Origin of the sequence: Myxococcus sp. XM-1-1-1 (assembly GCF_020037095.1) — a bacterium.
Classification (GTDB): domain Bacteria; phylum Myxococcota; class Myxococcia; order Myxococcales; family Myxococcaceae; genus Myxococcus; species Myxococcus fulvus.
The window spans coordinates 224,993-245,654 of sequence record NZ_JAIQDH010000017.1; the positions used below are offsets into that span (position 1 = coordinate 224,993).

Genomic DNA, 20,662 nt, shown 5'->3' on the forward strand with positions numbered 1-20,662 from the left:
TCAGGTCCCCCTCGCCGGCACGGTGAGGCGGAACTCCGCGCCTCCCTCCGCGTGCGTCCTCGCGCTCACCGAGCCCCCATGCAGCTCGACGATGCGGCGGGTGATGGCCAGCCCCAACCCCACGCCCCGCAGGCGCCCGGTGACGAAGGGCTCGAAGATGCGCTCCTCGTCGCCCTTGGGGATGCCCGGACCATGGTCCCTCACCGTGAAGACGAGCGCCGGCCCCTCCTGCGCCACCCCCACCTCCACGCGCTGCCCCGCGGGGCTCACCTGCACCGCGTTGCGCAGCACGTTCTCCAGCGCCTGCTGGAAGCGGCCCGCGTCCAGCTCCACCGTCTCGTGGCCCGGCAGGTACCGCGCCTCCACGCTCGACTCACCCGTGGCCTCCACCGCCGCGCGCAGCACCTCGTTGGGGTCCGTGCCCGAGCGGCGCAGCTCGCCGCTGCGCACGAAGTTCAGCAGGTCGTTCATCAACTGCTCCAGCCGCACCGCCTCGCCGACGATGCGGTCCGCCTTGGGACGCAGCACCTCGTCGCGCTCCACGCGCTCGGCCAGCAGCTGCGCATGCCCCTTGAGCGACGCCAGCGGGTTTCGCAGCTCGTGCGCCAGCACCGCGGACATGGTGCCCAGCGCCGCCAGCCGACGCCCACGCTCCAGCTCCGCCGCCAGCGCCTCACGCTGCGCCAGCGAGCGCGAGAACGCGAACGCCAGCCCCAGGATGCCCATGCATGACACCGCGGCCACGAACAGCAGCCGCTGTGAGCGCTCCTTCAACTCCAGCGCCGTGACGGGCTCGAAGTCGTAGCCGATGCGCAGGTTGCGGCGAGGCTCCTGCGAGACAGGAGGCTCCACCATCGGCGGCGTCCCGCTCACGGCGGGCGGGCCGTCCGGCGGCCTCGGCTTGCGCAGCCGGTGGATGAAGCGGCCCCGCCCCTCCTCGAAGCGCAGCTGCGTGCCGTCTTCGATCTTCCCCAACGAGCCGACACCCGCCGAGGCGAGCACCTGCCCGTCCTCGACGATGGCGACGTAGCGCAGCCCGCCCTCCTGGTGGGTGTTCAGGAAGGCCTCCAGCGCCTGCTGGCTCGGCACGCCCGTGCCCTCCCGGAAGGCCTCCACGCCGGCGAGCATCAGCACGTTCGCCATGCCGCGCACCACCAGCGAGGACGACTCCAGCGCCGAGCGACGGATGAACACGACGGCGGACAGCAGCACCGCGCACATCAGCCCGGCCGCCACCCAGGGCATCCAGGGACCCCGCGGTCTCCAACGGGCCGGGCCACTCATCGACGCGGCCCTCGCTCCGGGTGTCTTCCACTCCATGCGGCTCCTCCACTCGCTGCGAACTCTGCATCCAGGATGCGGAATCCGCACTCCCTTCCGTCACGACGTGGCGCCGCGTGGGCTCCTCCTTGCTTGAACGCTGCCGAGCCCATCTGTCTCTCCCCGAGGGTTGGGGGTGGCGCCCGAGCCGGGTCACCACCTCTCTTCGAGACTCCGTTGTGCAAGCACGAGGCCCATGGCCCCATCCCCCGATGACGAGCCGCGTCGAGCGCATGCGGAATCCGCACCCCACCGGCGACTCCCGCAGTCGGTGGAGACATTTTCCATGTGATTCCGCAGGGTTGAAATGTGGCAAGGTGCATGCAATCGACCCTGCCTGGGAACGCCGGAGCGCCAGGAGCGCACCGGCCTGCAACGGGACATGGCGGCGATGACGATGCTCCGGAAAGCGTGGTTGAAGAGGCGGCCCCAGCGGCTGACGGCGCTGACCCTGGGGATGCTCGGCGTGGTGGTGGTGCCCGGTACGGGTCTGGCGGGCGCGACGAAGGGCGCCGCGCTGTTGCCGGGTGATGCGCCCACGAAGGTCGCCCTCCTGGGCCTCGCCCAGGCGGGCGTGGTGCCCGCGCCGGCGGAGACCGCGGCGCCTCCGAAGGAGCCGAGCGCTCCGAGCGAGGCGGTGCCCACGGACCTGGGCGTCACCCGGCAGGCCCAGCCGGAGGTGCCCAGCGTCTCGCTGGAGGAGGCCATCGCGCGGGCGCTGAAGACGAACCCGGCGGTGGCGCAGTCCGAGGGCAACGTCACCAACGCGGCGGCGGCCGAGCGCAGCGCCGTGGGCGCGTACATCCCCACGCTGTCGGCGAGCGCGAGCGGCTCGCTCTCCAGCACCCAGCGCGTCGAGCCGGTGACGGGCGCGGTCATCAACGGCTCGGCCGACAACTACAGCGCGGGCCTGTCCACCGGGTGGAACGTCTTCACCGGCGGCCAGCGCAGCGCCACGCGCGAGCAGACCAAGGCCCAGTCGGGCGCGGCCTCCGCGCAGTTGAGGGCGCAGCGCGCCAGCGCGGTGCTCGAGGTGCAGCGCGCGTACTACGAGGTCCTCCGCGGCACGGGCCTGGAGAACGTGGCGCGCTCGCGCATCGAACGGGCCCGGCAGAACGAGGAGGCCGCGCAGCGCCGGTTGGCGGTGGGCTCGGCGACGCGCTCGGACCTGCTGCGCGCGCAGCTGGACCACACCACGGCGCGCGATGCCCTGCGCACGGCGGAGACGCAGCGCGCCTCCGCGGCCCTGGCGCTCGGACGGCTCATCGGCGCGGAGGGCGCGGTGGAGGCCAAGGGCACGGAGAACCTGGACCCGAAGCCGCTCGCCGTCTCCGATGAGACGCTGGTGTCGGACCTGGAGGCGCAGGCCCCCGCGGTGCTCGCGGCGGCCTCCACGCTGAGCGCCTCCGCGGCGGGCGTGGACGTGGCCAAGGCCACCTACCTGCCGACGGTGCGCTTGTCCGCCGGCTACGATTGGTTCAACCAGGACCCGAGCTTCAATGGCGGCAGGACGAGCTGGAACGTCCGGCTGGGACTCTCCTACCCCATCTTCGACGGCTTCCTGCGCGAGGAGCGCGTGCAGCGGGCGAAGACGGCGGAGGTGGTGTCGCAGGTGCAGCTCGCGGACACGCGGCGCGCGGTGCGCACCGGTGCCCACCAGGCGCTCAACCAGCTGCGCCTGTCCGCCGACCGCATCGGCCTCTCCGAGCAGTCGGTGGAGGTGGCGCGCGAGGACCTGAAGGTGCAGGAAGAGCGCTACCGTCTGGGGGCCACCACCATCCTGGAGCTGCTGACGTCCCAGGAGAACCTGGTCCAGGCGGAGATCAACCTCGTGTCCTCGCGCTTCGACTATCGCATCGCGCACGCGGAGCTGGAGGCGCTCGCCGGGAGGCAGCTGTGACGACACCCATGAACGACACGACGGGAGCACCGGCCGACAAGGCGCGCGACATCGCGGACGTGGTCATCCGGGTGGAGGGCCTTTGCAAGGACTACACCATGGGCTCGGAGGTGGTGCGCGCGCTGCGCGGCGTGGACCTCACCATCCGCCGCAACGAATACGTGGCCGTCATGGGCCCGTCCGGCTCGGGCAAGTCCACCTTCATGAACCTCATCGGCTGCCTGGACGTGCCCAGCGAGGGCCAGTACTGGCTCAACGGCCAGCCGGTGGCGGGCATGACGGAGAACGCGCTGGCGCGCATCCGCAACCGCGAGCTGGGCTTCGTGTTCCAGAGCTTCAACCTGCTGCCGCGCGCGTCCGCGCTCGACAACGTGGCGCTGCCCCTGGTGTACGCGCGCGTGCCCAAGAAGCTCCGCCTGGAGCGCGCCGCGGCCATGCTGGACAAGGTGGGCCTGGGCAGCCGCAAGGACCACCGCCCCAACGAGCTGTCCGGCGGCCAGCGCCAGCGCGTGGCGATCGCGCGCGCCCTGGTGACGCAGCCGGCGCTGCTGCTCGCGGACGAGCCCACGGGCGCGCTCGACAGTCGCACGGGCGAGGAGATCATGGCCCTCTTCGGGGAGCTGCACTCGCAGGGACAGACGCTGATGCTCGTCACGCACGAGTCGGACATCGCGGCGCACGCGCAGCGGGTGCTGTTCCTGAAGGACGGCGTCATCGAGCGGGACGAGCTGAAGAAGCACTGAGCAGGTCCGTCTCCTGGATGGAGAAGGCCACGAAGATTTGGAGGTCGTCGTGAGCAAGGTGAAGAAGGTGGTCATCACGGGTGTCGCGGCGGTCCTGATTGGCGCGGGCGTGTACGCCACCCAGCAGGGAAGCCAGCCGAAGACGCCCGAGCGCTCGGCGGCGGTGGCCGTCGTGGAGCGCCGGGACATGGAGGTCGTCGCGGAGTCCGCGGGCCTGGTGGAGCCCCTGCGCGTGGTGGAGGTGAAGTCCAAGGCCTCCGGCGAGGTGCTCCGCGTGCTCTTCGACACCGGCGACAAGGTGGAGAAGGACGCCCTGCTGGCGGAGATCGACCCGCGCGACGTGCAGAACGCGCTCGCGCAGGCCCAGGCGGACGTGGAGTCCGCGCGGGTGCGGCTGAACACGACTGACGCCCAGCGCCAGCGCATGGAGTCCTTGCGGCAGTCCGGCTACGTGACGCAGCAGGAGTACGAGTCCGCCATCGACGCGTTCGCCACGGCGCGGGCGGCCAAGGTGCGCGCGGAGACGAACCTCCAGTTGGCCAAGGAGCGCAGCCGCGACGTCACCATCCGCGCGCCCAGCTCCGGCACGCTGCTGGAGCGGCAGATCCAACCCGGGCAGATCATCGCCTCGGCCATCTCCAACGTGTCCGGCGGCAACACGCTGTTCAAGATGGCGGACCTGTCGGTGATGCAGGTGCGCGCCAAGGTGGACGAGACGGACGTGGGCCAGCTCAAGGCGGGCCTCAAGGCGCGCGTGACGATGGAGGCCTACCCGGGCCGGACGTTCATCGGCGAGGTCGTGAAGATCGAACCGCAGGCGCTGGTGGAGCAGAACGTCACCCTCTTCCCGGTGCTCGTGCGCCTGGACAACCCGGAGGGCCTGCTCCGGCCGGGCATGAACGCGGAGGTGGCGATTGAAATCTCCCGCCGGCGTGACGCCATCACCGTCCCCAACTCCGCCGTGGTGGGCCTGCGGGACGCGCGCGCCGCGGCGCTCGCGGTGGGACTGACCGAGGAGTCCGTGCGCTCGCTGATGCGGCCGACGGGCGGCAGCGGCAACGCGGGGGCGCCGGGCGGTGACGCGGCGGCGCGTCCCGAGGGCGCGGCGGACAAGGGCGCGGTGGCGCCGGGTGGAGCGACGCCGGTGAACGTGAGCGCGCAGGCGGCGGAGCCGGGCGCGGAGGGTGGCGGCCGTCGCAACCGGGGCGGTGGGCGCGAGGGTCGTCAGGGCACCGGGGACACGCGGCCGGGCATCGTCTTCGTGAAGGGGCCGAACGGACCGGAGCCGCGCCGGGTGACGCTGGGGCTGAGCGACTGGGAGAGCTCCGAGGTGCTGAGCGGCCTGACGGAGGGCGACCAGGTGATGCTGGTGTCGGTGGCGCAGCTCCAGCAGCAACAGCAGCAGCGCTCGGAGCGCATGCGTCAGTCGGCCGGCATGATTCCGGGTGCAGGCGGCGGCGGCATGCGCGGCGGACGGTAGTCGGCGGCAGGAGGAGGAGGACAGGTCATGGGAGAAATCATCCGGGTCGCGTTCGACGCGGTCCTCGCCAACAAGCTGCGCTCCCTGCTGACGATGTTGGGCATCGTCATCGGCATCGCGGCGGTCATCACCATGGTGGCGCTGGGCGAGGGAGCCCAGCGCTCGGTGGAGCAGCGGCTCAAGACGCTGGGGACCAACGTCCTCACCGTGCGCCCTGGACAGTCCTTCTCCGGCGGTCTCGGCCGAGGTCAGGCCACCATGACCATCGACGACGCGGAGGCGCTGCGCGCCAACCCCAAGCACATCCAGAACGTGGCCCCGGAGATCGAGTCCCGCTTCCAGGTGGAGTACGGCGCGGGCAACGCGAACCTGTCCGTCGTCGGTACGTGGCCGGCGTACTTCAACATCAACGAGTCGAACATCGTCTCGGGGCGGCTCTTCACCGAGGCGGAGGACAAGGGCCGGCGCCGCGTGGTGGTGCTGGGCGCGCTGGCGGCCGGGCAGCTGGGGGTGCGGGACTCCTCGGCGCTGGTGGGCGAGACGATTCGCATCCGCGGCATCCCCTTCGAGGTCATCGGCGTGCTCGCAGAGAAGGGCTCGCAGGGCTTCTCCAACCCGGACGAGAGCCTCTACATCCCGCTGGCCACCGCGCAGTTCCGGGTGATGGGCAGCAACCGCATCCGCTCGATTGCCGTGCAGGCCTCGGGTGAGGGCGCCATGGATGACGCGATGGCGGAGATCGACCTCAAGCTGCGCCGCGAGCACCGGCTGCGCCCCGAGGAGCAGGCGGACTTCAACATCCGGGACCAGGCGTCGCTGCTGGCGACGGTGCAGGAGACGACGCAGACCTTCTCGCTGCTCCTGGCGGGCATCGCCGCCATCTCCCTGCTGGTGGGCGGCATCGGCATCATGAACATCATGCTCGTCTCGGTGACGGAGCGGACGCGCGAGATCGGCCTGCGCAAGGCGCTGGGCGCCACCGGCACGGACATCCTGCTCCAGTTCCTGGTCGAGTCGCTGGTGCTCTGCCTCGCGGGCGGCACGCTGGGACTGGCGCTGGGCGTGGGCGGCGCCGCGCTGCTACAGAAGCTCATGGGGTGGACGATGGTGGTGGCGCCCGAGGCCATCGTCCTGGCCATCGCCTTCTCGGCCACCGTCGGCGTGTTCTTCGGCATCTGGCCCGCGCGCCGCGCCGCGAGCCTCGCGCCCATCGAGTCGCTGCGCTACGAGTGACGCCGCGTCCGGCCCGGGAGCACACCTCCCGGGCCGCGCGCGCTCAGCGGCCGGGGCGAGCGCCCGGGTCCAGTTCGTAGGCGGCGACGTCGCGGTAGTAGCGCTCCACCTCCTGCTGCGCCGCGGGCCGCGTGAAGACCTCCGGGCGAGGATGCGCGATGGCGTCGAGGATGACCTCCACGGCCTCCTCGACGCGCTGAGCCCCGGGCAGCATGCGCGAGTCCGGCCCGCCTCCCAGCGCGTTCGTCCCGAACTCCGTGGCCACCACGCCCGGCATCACCACCGTGACGTGGATGCCGGGATGGGTCTTGTGCAGGTCCTGCCGCAGACAGGCGCTCAGCGCGTTCAGCGCGTGCTTGGCCGCGCTGTACGCGGAGCGATGGGGCACGACGGGCAGGCGCCCCAGCGTGCTGGAGATGTTGAGGATCTGCCCCGCGTTGCGTGCCTGGAAGTGCGGCAGGACGGCCTGCATCCCGTAGAGGGCGCTGTTGACGTTGGCTCGCCACATCTCGTCCAGGTCCTGGTCGGTGAGCTCCGCCACGGAGCGGGTGATGCCGCGCCCCGCGTTGTTCACCCAGACGTCGATGTGACCGAAGCGCTCCAGCGCCGCGTCGCGCAGCGTCTCCACCTGCGCGCGGGACGTCACGTCGGTGACGACCGCCAGCGAGTCCCGGCCGGAGCGGGTCGCCACCGTCTCCAACGCATCCTTGCGACGGGCCGCCAGCACCAGCTTCGCCCCACGCGCGCCCGCCACCCGCGCCAGCTCCGCGCCGATTCCTCCACTCGCCCCCGTGATGACGATGACCTTGTCCATGTGTGTCCCCTCCCGAGGCTCGCCTGCTGTCACGGCCGGGGAATCTACCTGCCCGGAGCACACCTGGCCGGTTCTCGTCCGCCGTGTGCCACGCTCAGTGTTCAATCTCCGGGACACGGCCGGGCCCGAGGCCGCGTGCTACCCTGCCCGTCCGTTCTCAGCCCGGGCACATCCCCATGCCGTTCCGGTTCTCCTCCTTCTCGATGCTCATCGGCCTCGGCGCGGTGCTGGGCCACCTGTATCTCTACCGGCGACTGGTGCGTGAGCTGGTGCGAGGCCGCGTCGGCCGGCTCGTGGCCATGGTCGTCCTGGGCCTGCTCACGCTGTTCCTGGGGCTGCGACGCACGCTCCTGGACGCCGTCCCCGAGCAGCACGAGCAAACCGTCACGGTGGCCACGTACACGTGGATGGGCGTGGCGCTCTGCCTCGTGCTGGCCCTGGGAGCCATGGACCTCGCCCGCGCGTTCCTCGCGTTGGGTCGCCGCCTCCAGCAGCGCCGGGCCACGCCGCTCGCGTCCCCGAACGAGGAGCCCATCGACCCGGAGCGGAGGAAGTTCCTCGGACGCGCGCTGGCGGGAGGCGCGGCCATCGCGGGAGGTGGCCTCGCGTCCTACGGCCACTGGCGAGCCTTCGCGCCGCCGATGGTGACCGAGGTCGCCATCCGGATTCCCAAGCTGCCGCGCGCGCTCGACGGGCTCAGCATCGTGCAGCTCACGGACATCCACGTGGGCCCGTTCATCCAGCGCCGGTTCATGGACGAGCTGGTGCGGCAGGCCAACGCGCTGAAGCCGGACCTGTTCGCCATCACCGGCGACCTGGTGGACGGCGACGTGCCCACGCTGGGTCCCTCCGTCGCGGCGCTGCGGGACTTGCGCTCGCGGTACGGCAGCTACTTCGTCACCGGCAATCACGACTACTACTCGGGTGACGTGGAGTGGACCACGTTCCTCCAGTCGCTCGACATCCAGTCGCTGCGCAACCGCCACGTGCGCATCGGTGACGCGGGCGCATCCTTGGACCTGGTCGGCGTGGATGACTGGAGCGGCTGGAAGCGACGCAACCAGAAGGGCTACGACCTGGATCTCGCGCTCCAAGGGAGGGACCCGGAGCGCGCGGCGGTGTTGCTCGCGCACCAGCCCGCGAACTTCAAGGTGGCCGCGGAGCGCGGGATGGACCTCCAGATTTCAGGCCACACGCACGGCGGGCAGCTCGTGCCCATGACGCTGCTCATCAACTTCGCCTGGGAGCACGTGGCGGGCCTGTACCGCCATCAGGACTCGCACATCTACGTGAGCCGGGGCTGCGGCTTCTGGGGACCGCCCATGCGCGTGGGCAGTCCTCCGGAGCTGGTGAAGCTCGTGCTCACCACGTGAGTCATCCCCGAGGAGGGATGCGGGGCGTATAGCGACGGTGGCTGTCGACGCGGCCACAGGCCGGACACGTCACCTCGACCCGGAGCTCTCCGCCCTTGCGCTCGGTGGCGGCGGCGACGGTGTGCACGCTGAACGTCGCGCGTGCGCCGCACCCGGTACACGGGCTCCAGGTCTGCTCGAAGGCGGTGTTGCGCACCACCACGCCCTCCTCGCACGAGCCGCACCACCAGACGTGATAGTCCACGGCGCCGCTCTGCTCGTGGCGTCGTTGCTCCGCGTCGAGGTGATGGTCATCCAGCTCCTCGTCGAGCAGCTCGCGCGCCTTCCCACAGCGAGCACATGCCCCGAGCGACGGAACCGGAAGCGCGCGCCGGTTCGTCATCAGGTGCCAACCCAAGGCCGCCGCCCCGAGCGAGAACACGATGACCACCCACGTCATCGGCTCGGCTCCAGCTCCACCTGATGCAGGGCCTTGCCCGTGAGGTCGTGGATGGCCACGGTCATCACGCCCGATGCGCCCTGGATGCGGACGCTGCCGAAGTACTGCTGTCCCTCCCACGGCGCCGCGTTCATCACCGTGGCCGGCTTCTGCCACTTCACCTCGGGGCCGAAGGTCTCGTCGAGCGGGCTCGGGCCGAACGTCCCCGCGTTGAGCGGCCCCGCGACGAACTCCCAGAACGGGTCGAAGTCCCGGAAGCGCGCCCGGTCCGGATGGAAGTGGTGCATCGCCGGGTAGTGCACGTCCGCGGTGAGGAACACCACGTTGCGCACCCGTCGCTCCTTCAGGAACGAGAGCAGCTCCGCCAGCTCCAGCTCGCGCCCCATCGGCGCGCCCGGCCCGTTGGCCCAGGCCTCCATGAGCGGACCGTCCGGCGTCTTCTCCGCGGGCACCACGAGCCCCAGCGGCATGCTGGTCGCAATCACCTTCCACGTCGCGCGCGAGGACGCCAGGGCCTGCTTCAAGCCATCGAGCTGCGCGCGTCCCAGGAAGGCCGTCTCCGGGCCCTGCTTCGTCTGACGGTTGAGCGTGTTCGGCCCTCGGAACGCCCGCACGTCCGGGATGAAGACATCCAGCAGCGGCCCCTGGGAGAGCTGACGGTGGATGCGCCCCTCCGCGCGAGCGGCGCCGCCCACGGGTGAGTACTCGAAGAACGCCTGACGCGCCCATGCACCGAGCACGCCGTCATCCGAGACCCGCGTGTAGCGCGGGTCCTCCGCCATGGAGCGGCCCGGATACCAGTTGTTGCGCACCTCATGGTCGTCCCACTGGTACGCAATGGGCACCTCGCGAGCGAAGGCCCGCAGGGACTCGTCGAGGAAGTTGTAGGCGAAGTTCCCGCGCAGCTCCTCGAGCGTCTCGGCGACCTTGGACTTCGCGGGCGTGACGACGTTGCGCCACACGCGCCCGTCCGGGAGCGTCACCTCGGGCAACAGCGGGTTGTCCGCGTAGATGACGTCGCCGACGTGCAGGAAGAAGTCCGGCTTCAGCGCGCGCAGGGCCGCGAAGCCGCGATACCCACCCCACTCCCGGTTGATGCCCCACCCCTGCCCGCAGACATCCGCGCTCCAGGCGAAGGAGAGGTCCCGGGCGGTATCCGAGGCCGACAGGAATCTCCCCGTCCACGCCTCCCCCGTGGCACCGCCCTCCTCCGCGAGCACCCGCACGAAGAGCTGCCGCCCCGGAGGCAGCCCCGTGAGGTCCACCACGCCGGTGAAGTCCGTCTCGGCCGTGAGCCGTCCCCCCTCGACCCGGTGGACGCCCCGGGCGAAGCGCGAGTCCTCGCTCCACTCCACCACGAGCCGGGACGCCCGCTCCGCCTTGCCCCAGACGCTGACGGCCCCGGTGCGCACGTCGCCCAGCTGCGCGCCCAGGGGCAGCGACGGTCCGGAGCGCGGCGCGACGAGGGGGCGCGTCGAGGCACAGCCCGCGGCGGTGACGGCGAGCCCCTGGAGGACGGTACGTCGGGTGAGGACGGTCATGGCGCGAGAGCTCCGACGGGGGAAACACGGGGCCGCACCCTAGCAGCGCCCCCACACCCCGGGTGTCCACAGGCGCCCCCACGTCGGGTGGACCGGGCCCCAGGAGGGGGTGGCCGGAAGGCAGGGAGGCAGGCGCGCGCTGCTCCTGGGTGGCGGGGCCGTGACTTCGGGTATGCTCGCCCCTGATTCCGGATCCGCGTGAGGGCGGGTCCCACGCTGAGCGAACAGCAGGATGGACTGGGCCGGGGTCGACTCCCCAGGCCCGCTCGAGAGGTTCACACACATGAAGCGACTGGCACGAGTCGGTCTGATGGTCGGAGTTCTCGCACTGGGTGGCACCGTGGCCTGTAGCGAGGAGAACGACGTCGCCAAGCAGAACCGCGTCAAGGGCACCAACCACCTGGCGAAGAAGGAGTACAAGGAGGCCACCGAGGCCTACGCCCTGTCGCTCCAGGCGGACCCCAAGCAGGAGAAGGTCTGGGAGAAGAAGGCCTTCGCCCACCTCGAGCTCGGACAGATGGACAAGGCCAGCGAGGCCGTCCTGAAGATCCTCGAGATGAAGACCACCCCCGCGGACAAGGCCGAGACCTACCGCACCCTGGCCAGCATGCACATGAAGGGCGGCACGCTGGAGGACGCGGAGAAGTACTTCAACGAGGCGCTCAAGATCGAGCCCAAGGACGAGGCGTCCCTCGGGTGGATCGCGGAGATCTACGCGCAGAAGGGCGGCGCGCGCTCCATGTCGGCCCCCATCGTCAAGGCGGACCTGGAGAAGTCGCTGAGCATCTATGACCAGGTCATCGCCATCAACCCGAACTCCGCCAACACGTACCTCAACAAGCGCGTCGTGATGGGCCGCCTCATGGAGTACGAGCGGCAGCAGAAGGACATGGCGCTGTCCGAGGCCGCCGAGAACGCCAAGGACAAGACCATCGTCGACGAGGCCAACGCCCGCGCCGCCGAGCACCAGAAGAAGATGGACGAGTACCAGGGTCAGTTCGCGGAGATGACCAAGAAGTTCAGCGAGGCGCAGAAGGCCGCCAAGGCCCAGGCCGCGGCCGGCACGCCGTAGTCGCTCCCCTGCCTTGCCCGAAGGGCCTGGAACCGCGCGTCGGCTCCAGGCCCTTCTTCATTTGTCGATAAGCCCCGGAAGCGTCCGCCAGGCATCAGCGAGCGAATCCGTCGTGCGACGCCCGCCCGCCGCGCATTACGCTCCCGCCCTTCATTTCTCACAGGGAGGCTCGTGTATGGACGTGCGCGCGGCGGTGGCGCTCGAGGCAGGCAAGCCGTTGGTCATCGAGACGGTGCACCTGGAGGGACCCAAGGCGGGCGAGGTGCTCGTGGAGCTGAAGGCCACCGGCATCTGCCACACGGACCAGTTCACGCTCTCCGGAGCGGACCCGGAGGGGCTCTTCCCCGCCATCCTCGGCCACGAGGGCGCGGGCGTGGTGGTGGACGTGGGCCCGGGCGTGACGTCGGTGCGCAAGGGCGACCACGTCATCCCGCTCTACACGCCCGAGTGCCGGCAGTGTAAGTCGTGCCTGTCGCGCAAGACGAACCTGTGTACGGCCATCCGCGCCACGCAGGGCAAGGGCCTGATGCCGGACGGCACCAGCCGCTTCCGCCTGGGCAAGCAGGCCGTGCACCACTACATGGGCACGTCCACCTTCGCGCAGTACACGGTGCTGCCGGAGATCGCCGTCGCGAAGATTCGCGAGGACGCTCCGTTCGACAAGGTCTGCTACATCGGCTGCGGCGTGACGACGGGCATCGGCGCCGTCGTGTACACGGCCAAGGTGGAGGCCGGCGCGCGCGTCGTCGTCTTCGGCCTGGGCGGCATCGGCCTCAACGTGGTGCAGGCGGCCCGCATGGTGGGCGCGGACCAGATCGTCGGCGTGGACATCAACCCGGCGCGCAAGGCCATGGCGGAGAAGTTCGGCCTCACCCACTTCGTCAACCCGAAGGAGGTCGAAGGCGACCTGGTGCCGTACCTGGTCAACCTGACCAACGGCGGCGCGGACTACAGCTTCGAGTGCATCGGCAACGTGAACACGATGCGCCAGGCGCTCGAGTGCTGCCACCGCGGCTGGGGCGAGAGCATCGTCATCGGCGTGGCGGGCGCGGGGCAGGAGATCAAGACGCGGCCGTTCCAGCTCGTCACCGGGCGCGTGTGGAAGGGCAGCGCCTTCGGCGGCGCGCGCGGCCGCACGGACGTGCCGCAGATCGTCGACTGGTACATGAACGGGAAGATCAACGTCGACGACCTCATCACCCACACGCTGAAGCTGGAGGACATCAACCAGGGCTTCGACCTGATGCACAAGGGAGAGTCCATCCGCAGCGTGGTGAAGTACTCATGACGGCGGCGCCCACGCTCCTCAGCCAGCACCGCTGCTTCGACGGCACGCAGGGCTTCTACAAGCACGTGTCCGAGGCGTGCGGGGGCGAGATGCGCTTCGGCGTCTTCGTCCCGCCGCAGGCGCGGGAGCGCAAGGTGCCGGTGCTCTACTACCTCGCGGGCCTCACGTGCACGGAGGAGACCTTCCTGACGAAGGGCGGCGCGCAGCGTGTGGCGGCACAGCTGGGGGTGATGCTGGTGGCGCCGGACACCAGCCCTCGGGGCGCGGGGTATCCGGGCGAGGACGCGTCCTGGGACTTCGGCGTGGGGGCGGGCTTCTACCTGGACGCCACCCAGGCCCCGTGGTCCGCGCGCTACCGCATGGGCACGTACGTCACGAAGGAGCTGCCCGCGCTCATCGCCGGACACTTCCCGGCCCGCGAGGACCGGGAGGGCATCTTCGGCCACTCCATGGGAGGCCATGGCGCGCTCGTGTCGGCGCTGCGGCAGCCCGGGCGCTACCGCTCCGTGTCCGCGTTCGCCCCCATCGTCGCGCCCATGCGCGTGCCGTGGGGACAGAAGGCCTTCAAGGGCTACCTGGGCGAGGACACCCAGGCGTGGCGCGCGTATGACGCCACGGAGCTGATCCGCGCCGCGAAGCAGCACCTTCCCACGCTGCTGGTGGACCAGGGCACGGGCGACAAGTTCCTCCAGGAGCAGCTCAAGCCGGAGCTGCTGCGCGAGGCCTGCGCCGCCACGGGACAGCCGCTCACCCTGCGCATCCACGAGGGGTACGACCACGGCTACTACTTCGTCTCCACGTTCATGGAGGACCACCTGCGGCACCACGCCGCGGCGCTGAACGCGTAGGCCCCCCTTTCGCGAGCTCCGTGGGGGCCCGGGTGACACATCCCGGCCCCCGCGGTGTTCCAGTGCCCGGACCTGTCGGACACGGGAGCGGGACGATGCGACTGGGAGCACGGGAGCAAGGCGCGGGGCTCGCGCTGCTGGCGGCGGCGTGGTTGTCGGGCTGTGGTTTCGGGCACCACCTGGAGGGCAGCGGGCATTCGATTGAGGAGTCGCGGACGACGCCCGTGTTCGACCGGCTGGAGGTGGAGGACGGCATCCCCGCGCACGTCCAGGTGGACCCGACGCGGCCCCACTCGGTCCTCATCATCGGCGATGACAACCTCGTCGCCCGCATGCGGACGGACCACGACGGGGACCGGTTGCGGGTGCACTTCGGCGGGCACGGCTCGGTGGGCTGGGACTCGCCCAATCCGCTGCGCGTCGAGGTGGTGGTGCCGAGCCTGGAGGCGCTGGAGCGCTCGGGTGGCGGGCGCACGGACGTGACGGGCGGCGTCGACGCGAATCACTTCAGCGTGTCCGCCAGCGGAGGCGGCGCGATCCTGGTGCGTGAGCTGCGCGCGCAGTCGGTGGCGCTCTCCCTGAGCGGAGGCGCGTATGCGCTCCTGGAGGGCGAGGCGCGCCAGATGAGGCTGGACCTGTCGGGTGGGAGCGAGGTGTATGCGGGAAAGCTCGCGTCGCGGGAGGCGGCGCTGGAGTCCAGCGGCGGCGGCATGGCCTCGCTGCGAGTGTCCGACACCTTGCGAGTGAGCGCTTCGGGCGGCAGCCACGTGCGCGTCTTCGGCCGCCCCGAGATGCTGGAGGAGGACCTGTCCGGTGGCTCCTCGCTGACCTTCGAATAGTCGTGCCGGGCAGGCGCTCGCGTCGGCTTTGACGGCCCTTTCCCCCAGGCATAGGGTGGGAGCGCCGCTGGAGGGCCCCGCGATGACGAGCGCAGATGCATCCACGACCTCCGCCAGCGCCGGGCGGCTCAATCGCCCCCGACGGCTCGCCGTCGAAGCGCTCGGCTGCGGACTGCTCGTGGTGGCCCTGGAGGGCGCGCACCACGGCGCCGAGCACCTGGGCGTGAGCGCCACCGACAACCGCCTCTTCATGTCCCTGGCGGCCGGCGTCGTGCTCGCGTGCCTCACCTGGGTGCTCCAGCCGCTGTCCGGCGCGCACTTCAACCCCGCCCTCACCTTCGCGGACGCGCTGGAGGACGGCACTCCGTGGCGGGACGTGCCGCGCTACGTGCTGGCACAGCTGGGCGGAGGGCTCGCGGGACGGCTGGTGGCACACCTCATGTGCGGAGAGCCGCTGCTCATCGCCACGCGGACGCCCTCGGCCAGCTCGGCGCAGTTCCTCACGGAGCTGGTGGCGACGTTCGGCCTGCTCATCGTGGTGCGCGGCTGCGTGCGCACCCGGCCCTCCGCCACCCACTTCGTCGTGGCCGGGTATGCCGCGGCCACGGTGTGGTTCACCGACTCGCGCTCGCTGGCGAACCCGGCGCTCATCCTCGCCCGGGCGGTGAGCACCCGTGCCAGCGCCCTGCACGCGATGGATGTCGAGTCCTTCGTGGCCGCGCAGTTGCTCGGCGCGACGCTCGCGGTGTTCTTGTTCCGATGGCTGATGACGCCGACGGCGAAGCCCACGCACCGCCCCTGGTGCGTCATCTTCGAGTGCTCCCACCGCGGCGTGGCTGAGCAGGCCGCCGCCGTGTTCAACGGCCTGTGCGCACCGGACCGGGCGCATGCCACGCTGGACACGGGGACAGGCGCCGTGGACGCCCTGGGGCCGCCGCCGATGGTCATCCGGCTCATGCTGGAGGGCGAGGCGCCTCCCTCCGGAGAGGGCGCCGCCGTCTGGCGAGTGCCCGCGAGCGGAGAGGGAACGCCGGACGCGGAGCAGCGACTGCGAGCCTCGCTGCGTGAGCCCATCCACCGGCTGCTGCGGGAGCGGGGATGGTCCCGACTGCACGCCGTCGGCGACCCCGCGCACGAGGCGCCGGTGCGCCCTACCTGAGCAACTGCTCGCGCGCTGACGCGCGGCCGGGAGGCAGACCGCTTCCGGGTAGCGCGCAGCGGGGGCGATGGGCAACACCTGCGCCCGCGAGCGACCCGGACGAGGAAACGCCCGCGCCAGCGCGAGACCCGGACGAAGCAACACCCGCGCCCGCGAGCGACTCAGCAGGGGCGACACCTGCTCGCGCCGGGGCGGCGCGAGAAACCAGCCCCCGCTCGTGCGGGACTAGCGACGCTTGCCGCGACCGCCGCCGAACAGCACCAGCAGGAGGCCTCCCGCGAGCGCGGCGCCCCCGCCCGCCAGGTACAGCGTGGTCTGCTCCGTGTACTTGCCGGTGAAGGCCTGGGTGGCTCGCTCGGTGAGCGACTCCCGCGCATTGAGCCCCGTCCACAGCAACACGCCGCCCGCGACGGCGAGCATCACTCCCACGAGCCGGATGATTCCCACGAGTTCTCCTCGAGCTGTCCAGGCAGCGTTATAGCGCCCGGTGACTCGCCGAGGGGAACTCAGATGCCCCCCTCCCCCCTGGGCCCAGGAACCTCGCGCCACGGCGCCACGAATCAGCCACCGGGATTCAAGAACAACTCCATGGCGATATCGCCAGGCCCTGCGCTTCGATTCGACATCAGCGGCGCCCGCCGGCAAGGCGTGCTCGCCCAATGGACGCACGCGGGACTGCTGCCAGGGTGAGCAGCTCACGGGGGACTGCTCCTGCTCGTTCGGCATCTGGGCCTCCACGGCCTTCGCCCCGTAACCCCCATGCGGGTGTCCTCCCTTTCGAGGGAGGGCACCTGTCCGTCCCTGAATAGGGGCTCGCCTCGCTGGCGGATAGGGGAATCCCTTCCGCTCATCCCATCCTCCGTCGGTTGTCGCCACGGAGGAGAGGGACATGCAAGCGAGACATGTGTGTGTGCTGATGGGTCTGGTGTTCGCCGGCTGCGGGGGCCCCACCCGACTTGAGCTTCGAGGCGCGGGCGTCTCGCCCCCCACCCGCTCCACGGCGGGCTTCCGGGGAGCCACTGCGCCCAAGGAGCTCACGGAGCAGGTCTGCCCGGGACTCCCCGCGCGCCTCGCCGTGGTCATCCCCCCCGGCTCGGGCGCCACGCTCAACGGCCCCTTCCCCGAGTGGTTCGCCGACGTCAAAGGCACGCTCTACTTCGCCACCAACCTGTTCGACGGAAGCGCCGCCCTCTGGCGCAGCAACGGCACGGCGGTGGGGACGACCCGGGTGAAGTCCTTCCCCGCGGCGTCGGTGGGAATCCCCGCGCTGCGCAACCTGATACCCGTGGGCCATCGGGTGTTCTTCCTGCTCGACCAGCCCGCGACGGGACGCGAGCTGTGGGTCAGCGATGGCACCGAGGCGGGCACGCACCTGGTCAGGGATTTGACTCCAGGCCCTGAAGGCACGCACCTCAGCTTCGTCGCGGCCCAGAACGGGAAGCTCACCTTCCTGCGCCAATGGAGCCCCACGCCCGGGGCACCGGAGCTCGAGCTGTGGCACACGGATGGAACGCCCGAGGGCACGCTGCGCTTCGCGCGCTTCGGTCCGGAGTCGACGCTCGGGAACATGTCGCTGCGCGTGGGCCCCTACCAGCTCTTCTTCCTGTCCTCGGCGGCGCAGGGCACCTCCCTGTGGCGCACGGACGGCACCGCCGCCGGCACGGCCCTCGTCAAGAAGGTCGATGCCCAGCAAGTGCCCATCACCGGCACGGGACAGGCCGGTGACGTGGGGCTGTTCCTGTTCGTGGACGGAGCGAACACGGAGGTGTGGAGGACGGATGGCACCGCGACGGGGACCCGGCGGGTGGATGCCTTCGGCAAAGGTGTCACCCTGCTCGGCGCATTGAAAGGCAATGCCTACCTGGCCTCGGTCGACGCCACGAGCATGCGGATGCGCATCCAGCGACTGTCGTTGAGTGGCGGCGGGAAGGGCGCGGTCGTCACCCTCCCCAATCCCCATGCGGGCGAGGAGGCGGCTTATCCCTATCTGCAACAATACACTGTCTCGGGAGAGCGGCTCTTCTTCTCCGTGGCCATCGCGAGCCCCGGGCCCGCACCGCGCGCCGCGACACTCTGGACCTCCGACGGCACCACCGCGGGCACCTCCGCCCTGTCGGAAGCGCTCAGCCTGAGTGACGAGTACACCTCGCCCCTGTTCCCGGTGGGCAAGGGCGCCGCCGTCTTCGCCGCCTCGGCGCCGGGCGAAGGGCTCGAGCCCTGGTTCACCCAAGGCACCGTCGCCTCCAGCCTTCCCCTGGCGGACATCGCGACACGCGGCGAGAACTCACTCCCGGAGGGCTTCACCCGCGTCGGCGACCGCATCTATTTCCGCGCCATCGATGACACCGGCTCCTTCCAGGTGTGGTTCATCCCGCTTCAAGACTGCGACGACACCTGAGGCAGACATCGAGCCCGCATGAACAGACGCTGCGGGCACGCCCCACGCCCGCATGCGCCGCCTGCCTTATTCAAACACGCCTCCATAAGGAATTTCATAGACAAACACCCAATTACTATTAGACAAATGTCGAACCCCCACCCGACACATCCATGAGGAGCGCGCGACGAGCATGCACATCATCGAATCCCCATCGAAAAGCAGCGCTCCTCCAGGACTTTATCCGTCTCAGGCAGGGCTCGCGGACCTGTGGAAGGCCCAGGTCCGCCTCCAGCCCGGAGCCGTCGCCATCCACTGGGGCGTCAGGCGCGTCACGTATGACGCCCTGGAGCGCCGGGCCAATCAGCTCGCGAACGCGCTGCGCAAGCGAGGCGTGGGCGAGGAGACGCCCGTCGCCGTGGCCATGCGGCGCGGCATCGAGGCCATCGTGGCGCACGTGGCCCTCGCGAAGCTCGGGGCCTCTCACGTCCCGCTGGACCTCCAGCACCCTCGCGAGAGAATCACATACATCCTGGAAAACTCCGAAACACAGGTCCTCCTCACCGAGACCCTGACGGAAGAGACGCATTGCGCCCGGGCTGGATTGAGCTGCCTTTGCCTGGAACGCGACGCGGACGGCGTGGCGCGCGAGCCCGAGACCTTCACTGGCCCGCGCGACACCCCGGAGCGACGGACATACATCATGTACACGTCCGGGACGACGGGGCGCCCCAAGGGCATCGAGGTCCTCGCGAAGGGCATCCGCCGGCTGGTCATCGACAATCCCATCCTCGGCATCCGCTCCGCGGAGCGCGTCACGCAGCTCACGAACCACGCGTTCGACATCTCGCTGTATGAAATCTGGGGCGCGCTGCTCAACGGGGCCGCGCTCGTGGTGGTCTCCAAGGCGACGCTCCTGGATCCCCAGGCCTTCCGCCAGGCGCTGCGCGACATGCGCGTCGACGTGATGACCATCGCCACCGCCCTGTTCAACATGGTGGCCCAGGCCTGTCCGGATGCCTTCAGCGGGCTTCGGCTGGTGGTCGTGGGGGGAGAGCGCGCCAACCCCCGCCTCTTCCGCGCAGTGCTGGAGAACCACCCTCCCGAGCGGCTCGTCAACGGCTACGGCCCCACCGAGGCCTCCATCTACGCGACGGCCCACGAGGCGCGCCTCCAGGATGCCTTGAGCGGGTCCATCTCCATCGGGAGGCCCATCGCCCGCACCGAGGTCTTCCTGCTCGATGAGGACCTGCGCCCCGTGGCGCCAGGACAAACCGGAGAGCTGTGCCTCGCGGGAGAGGGCCTCGCGCGCGGCTATCTCCACCAGCCGGAGCTCACCGCCGAGCGCTTCCCCACCGTGTCCGGGCTGAAGGATGGCCAGGCGCTGCGCATCTACCGCACCGGAGACCTGGCGCGGTGGCGCGAGAACGGGACGCTGGAGTACCTGGGCCGGGCCGACCATCAGGTGAAGATTCGCGGCCACCGCATCGAGCTGGACGAGGTCTCCAAGTCGCTCCTGCAGAGCGGGCTCGTCTGGGACGCGGTCGTGACTCTCCAGGAGCGACCCGATGGCGAGAAGTCGCTGGCGGCTTTCGTCGTACCCAAGGAGACCGGCGCGGGCCTCGAGGACGCCCTCCGCGATTTCATGCGCGACAGGGTGTCGGAGCCCATGGTGCCGTCTCGCTTCGTCCTGCTGGAGCGGCTCCCCGTCACGGTCAATGGCAAGGTCGACCGCGCCGCGCTGCCCCACCCCGTGTCGCCCGGCGGCGCCGCGGCGCACCCACGAAGCGCGCCCCCGTCGGAGGACCCGGTCGTCGCGGGCGTGAGCGACATCTGGACCGAGCTGCTCGGCGTGGAGACCGCGTCTGCTGGCGATGACTTCGTGCGCCTGGGCGGCAACTCCCTGATGACGGGACGTCTGGCGCTGCGGCTGCGCGAGAAGTTCGGCGTGGGCCTCTCCGCGCACGCCCTCCATGAGGCGCGGACGTTGGGGGACTACATCGAAGCGGTGCGGCAGGCCCTCGTGGGTGTCCAGGATGAGGGCCGCGCCATCGCGGGCCCCGACGCCTGGCGCGAGGACGCGCGGCTGCCCGAGGACATCGCCCCCGCTCCAGGCAGGCCGGTGGTGAAGGGACGCGCGTTGGAGGACATGCGCTGCATCTTCCTCACGGGCGCCACGGGCTTCCTCGGCGCCTTCATGCTCCGCGACCTGATGCGGATGACGAAAGCCCAGGTG

Annotated in this window: 17 protein-coding genes; 12 read left to right on the top strand and 5 right to left on the bottom strand. The window is 70.7% G+C overall.

What is annotated here, in order from left to right; genetic code table 11:
* Complete coding sequence (locus K8640_RS29010; RefSeq protein WP_223750018.1) at positions 1-1,245, bottom strand: sensor histidine kinase KdpD; 1,245 nt, start codon at positions 1,243-1,245, stop codon at positions 1-3.
* Positions 1,246-1,735: 490 nt separating this feature from the next.
* On the opposite strand from K8640_RS29010, the gene K8640_RS29015 reads away from it, so the two are divergent.
* Genes K8640_RS29015 through K8640_RS29030 form a run of 4 tightly spaced genes read left to right on the top strand, consistent with a single transcriptional unit; the run spans position 1,736 to position 6,676 of the window.
* Complete coding sequence (locus K8640_RS29015; RefSeq protein WP_223750019.1) at positions 1,736-3,220, top strand: TolC family protein; 1,485 nt, start codon at positions 1,736-1,738, stop codon at positions 3,218-3,220.
* An 8-nt stretch (positions 3,221-3,228) separates the two neighbouring features.
* Entirely contained in the window at positions 3,229-3,963 is a 735-nt protein-coding gene (locus K8640_RS29020) for an ABC transporter ATP-binding protein (protein ID WP_223750044.1), read from the top strand.
* 49 nt (positions 3,964-4,012) lie between these two features.
* A complete protein-coding gene (locus K8640_RS29025) occupies positions 4,013-5,443 on the top strand; it encodes an efflux RND transporter periplasmic adaptor subunit (RefSeq protein WP_223750020.1) in 1,431 nt (476 codons plus the stop codon).
* Positions 5,444-5,470: 27 nt separating this feature from the next.
* Positions 5,471-6,676, top strand: a complete 1,206-nt coding sequence (locus K8640_RS29030) for an ABC transporter permease (RefSeq protein WP_223750021.1) — start codon at positions 5,471-5,473, stop codon at positions 6,674-6,676.
* Positions 6,677-6,719: 43 nt separating this feature from the next.
* Here K8640_RS29030 and K8640_RS29035 read toward each other — a convergent pair whose 3' ends face one another.
* Complete coding sequence (locus K8640_RS29035) at positions 6,720-7,490, bottom strand: SDR family oxidoreductase (RefSeq protein WP_223750022.1); 771 nt, start codon at positions 7,488-7,490, stop codon at positions 6,720-6,722.
* Positions 7,491-7,666: 176 nt separating this feature from the next.
* On the opposite strand from K8640_RS29035, the gene K8640_RS29040 reads away from it, so the two are divergent.
* A complete protein-coding gene (locus tag K8640_RS29040) occupies positions 7,667-8,863 on the top strand; it encodes a metallophosphoesterase (protein ID WP_223750023.1) in 1,197 nt (398 codons plus the stop codon).
* 1 nt (position 8,864) lies between these two features.
* On the opposite strand, the gene K8640_RS29045 is transcribed toward K8640_RS29040, so the two are convergent.
* Both K8640_RS29045 and K8640_RS29050 read right to left on the bottom strand, forming a co-directional pair.
* On the bottom strand, positions 8,865-9,302 hold the full coding sequence (locus tag K8640_RS29045) for a hypothetical protein (RefSeq protein WP_223750024.1): 438 nt from the start codon (positions 9,300-9,302) through the stop codon (positions 8,865-8,867).
* Complete coding sequence (locus tag K8640_RS29050; RefSeq protein WP_223750025.1) at positions 9,299-10,843, bottom strand: alkaline phosphatase; 1,545 nt, start codon at positions 10,841-10,843, stop codon at positions 9,299-9,301. The genes K8640_RS29045 and K8640_RS29050 overlap by 4 nt, the downstream gene beginning before the upstream one ends.
* 283 nt (positions 10,844-11,126) lie before the next feature.
* On the opposite strand from K8640_RS29050, the gene K8640_RS29055 reads away from it, so the two are divergent.
* From K8640_RS29055 to K8640_RS29075, 5 genes are all read left to right on the top strand, one after another.
* On the top strand, positions 11,127-11,915 hold the full coding sequence (locus K8640_RS29055) for a tetratricopeptide repeat protein (protein ID WP_223750026.1): 789 nt from the start codon (positions 11,127-11,129) through the stop codon (positions 11,913-11,915).
* 175 nt (positions 11,916-12,090) lie between these two features.
* The gene (locus K8640_RS29060; protein ID WP_046713461.1) at positions 12,091-13,203 is read left to right on the top strand and encodes an S-(hydroxymethyl)glutathione dehydrogenase/class III alcohol dehydrogenase; all 1,113 of its coding nucleotides are present in this window, start codon (positions 12,091-12,093) and stop codon (positions 13,201-13,203) included.
* Positions 13,200-14,051, top strand: coding sequence for an S-formylglutathione hydrolase (fghA, locus tag K8640_RS29065; protein ID WP_223750027.1), 852 nt, complete (start codon positions 13,200-13,202; stop codon positions 14,049-14,051). Before K8640_RS29060 ends, fghA begins: the two co-directional genes overlap by 4 nt.
* Positions 14,052-14,146: 95 nt before the next feature.
* On the top strand, positions 14,147-14,890 hold the full coding sequence (locus K8640_RS29070) for a head GIN domain-containing protein (protein ID WP_223750028.1): 744 nt from the start codon (positions 14,147-14,149) through the stop codon (positions 14,888-14,890).
* A gap of 82 nt (positions 14,891-14,972) precedes the next feature.
* A complete protein-coding gene (locus tag K8640_RS29075; protein ID WP_223750029.1) occupies positions 14,973-16,049 on the top strand; it encodes an aquaporin in 1,077 nt (358 codons plus the stop codon).
* 225 nt (positions 16,050-16,274) lie between these two features.
* Here the strand turns inward: K8640_RS29075 and K8640_RS29080 are convergent, their stop codons facing one another.
* Positions 16,275-16,496 (bottom strand): DUF3185 family protein, encoded by a 222-nt coding sequence (locus K8640_RS29080; RefSeq protein ID WP_174816766.1) that lies wholly within the window; start codon positions 16,494-16,496, stop codon positions 16,275-16,277.
* Between the two features lie 442 nt (positions 16,497-16,938).
* Between K8640_RS29080 and K8640_RS29085 the strand changes: the two genes are divergently transcribed.
* Entirely contained in the window at positions 16,939-18,447 is a 1,509-nt protein-coding gene (locus K8640_RS29085; RefSeq protein WP_223750030.1) for a hypothetical protein, read from the top strand.
* Positions 18,448-18,619: 172 nt separating this feature from the next.
* Positions 18,620-20,662: non-ribosomal peptide synthetase (locus tag K8640_RS29090; RefSeq protein ID WP_223750031.1), on the top strand; the 2,043-nt coding region annotated here is incomplete at its 3' end.

Coding starts and splice junctions, on each gene's coding strand:
- K8640_RS29030 (WP_223750021.1), top strand. CDS start 5,471: ATGGGAGAAATCATCCGGGTCGCGTTCGACGCGGTCCTCGCCAACAAG.
- K8640_RS29075 (WP_223750029.1), top strand. CDS start 14,973: ATGACGAGCGCAGATGCATCCACGACCTCCGCCAGCGCCGGGCGGCTC.
- K8640_RS29055 (WP_223750026.1), top strand. CDS start 11,127: ATGAAGCGACTGGCACGAGTCGGTCTGATGGTCGGAGTTCTCGCACTG.
- K8640_RS29020 (WP_223750044.1), top strand. CDS start 3,229: ATGAACGACACGACGGGAGCACCGGCCGACAAGGCGCGCGACATCGCG.
- K8640_RS29085 (WP_223750030.1), top strand. CDS start 16,939: ATGCAAGCGAGACATGTGTGTGTGCTGATGGGTCTGGTGTTCGCCGGC.
- K8640_RS29010 (WP_223750018.1), bottom strand. CDS start 1,245: ATGCCCTGGGTGGCGGCCGGGCTGATGTGCGCGGTGCTGCTGTCCGCC.
- K8640_RS29040 (WP_223750023.1), top strand. CDS start 7,667: ATGCCGTTCCGGTTCTCCTCCTTCTCGATGCTCATCGGCCTCGGCGCG.
- K8640_RS29045 (WP_223750024.1), bottom strand. CDS start 9,302: ATGACGTGGGTGGTCATCGTGTTCTCGCTCGGGGCGGCGGCCTTGGGT.
- K8640_RS29050 (WP_223750025.1), bottom strand. CDS start 10,843: ATGACCGTCCTCACCCGACGTACCGTCCTCCAGGGGCTCGCCGTCACC.
- K8640_RS29070 (WP_223750028.1), top strand. CDS start 14,147: ATGCGACTGGGAGCACGGGAGCAAGGCGCGGGGCTCGCGCTGCTGGCG.
- K8640_RS29035 (WP_223750022.1), bottom strand. CDS start 7,490: ATGGACAAGGTCATCGTCATCACGGGGGCGAGTGGAGGAATCGGCGCG.
- fghA (WP_223750027.1), top strand. CDS start 13,200: ATGACGGCGGCGCCCACGCTCCTCAGCCAGCACCGCTGCTTCGACGGC.
- K8640_RS29060 (WP_046713461.1), top strand. CDS start 12,091: ATGGACGTGCGCGCGGCGGTGGCGCTCGAGGCAGGCAAGCCGTTGGTC.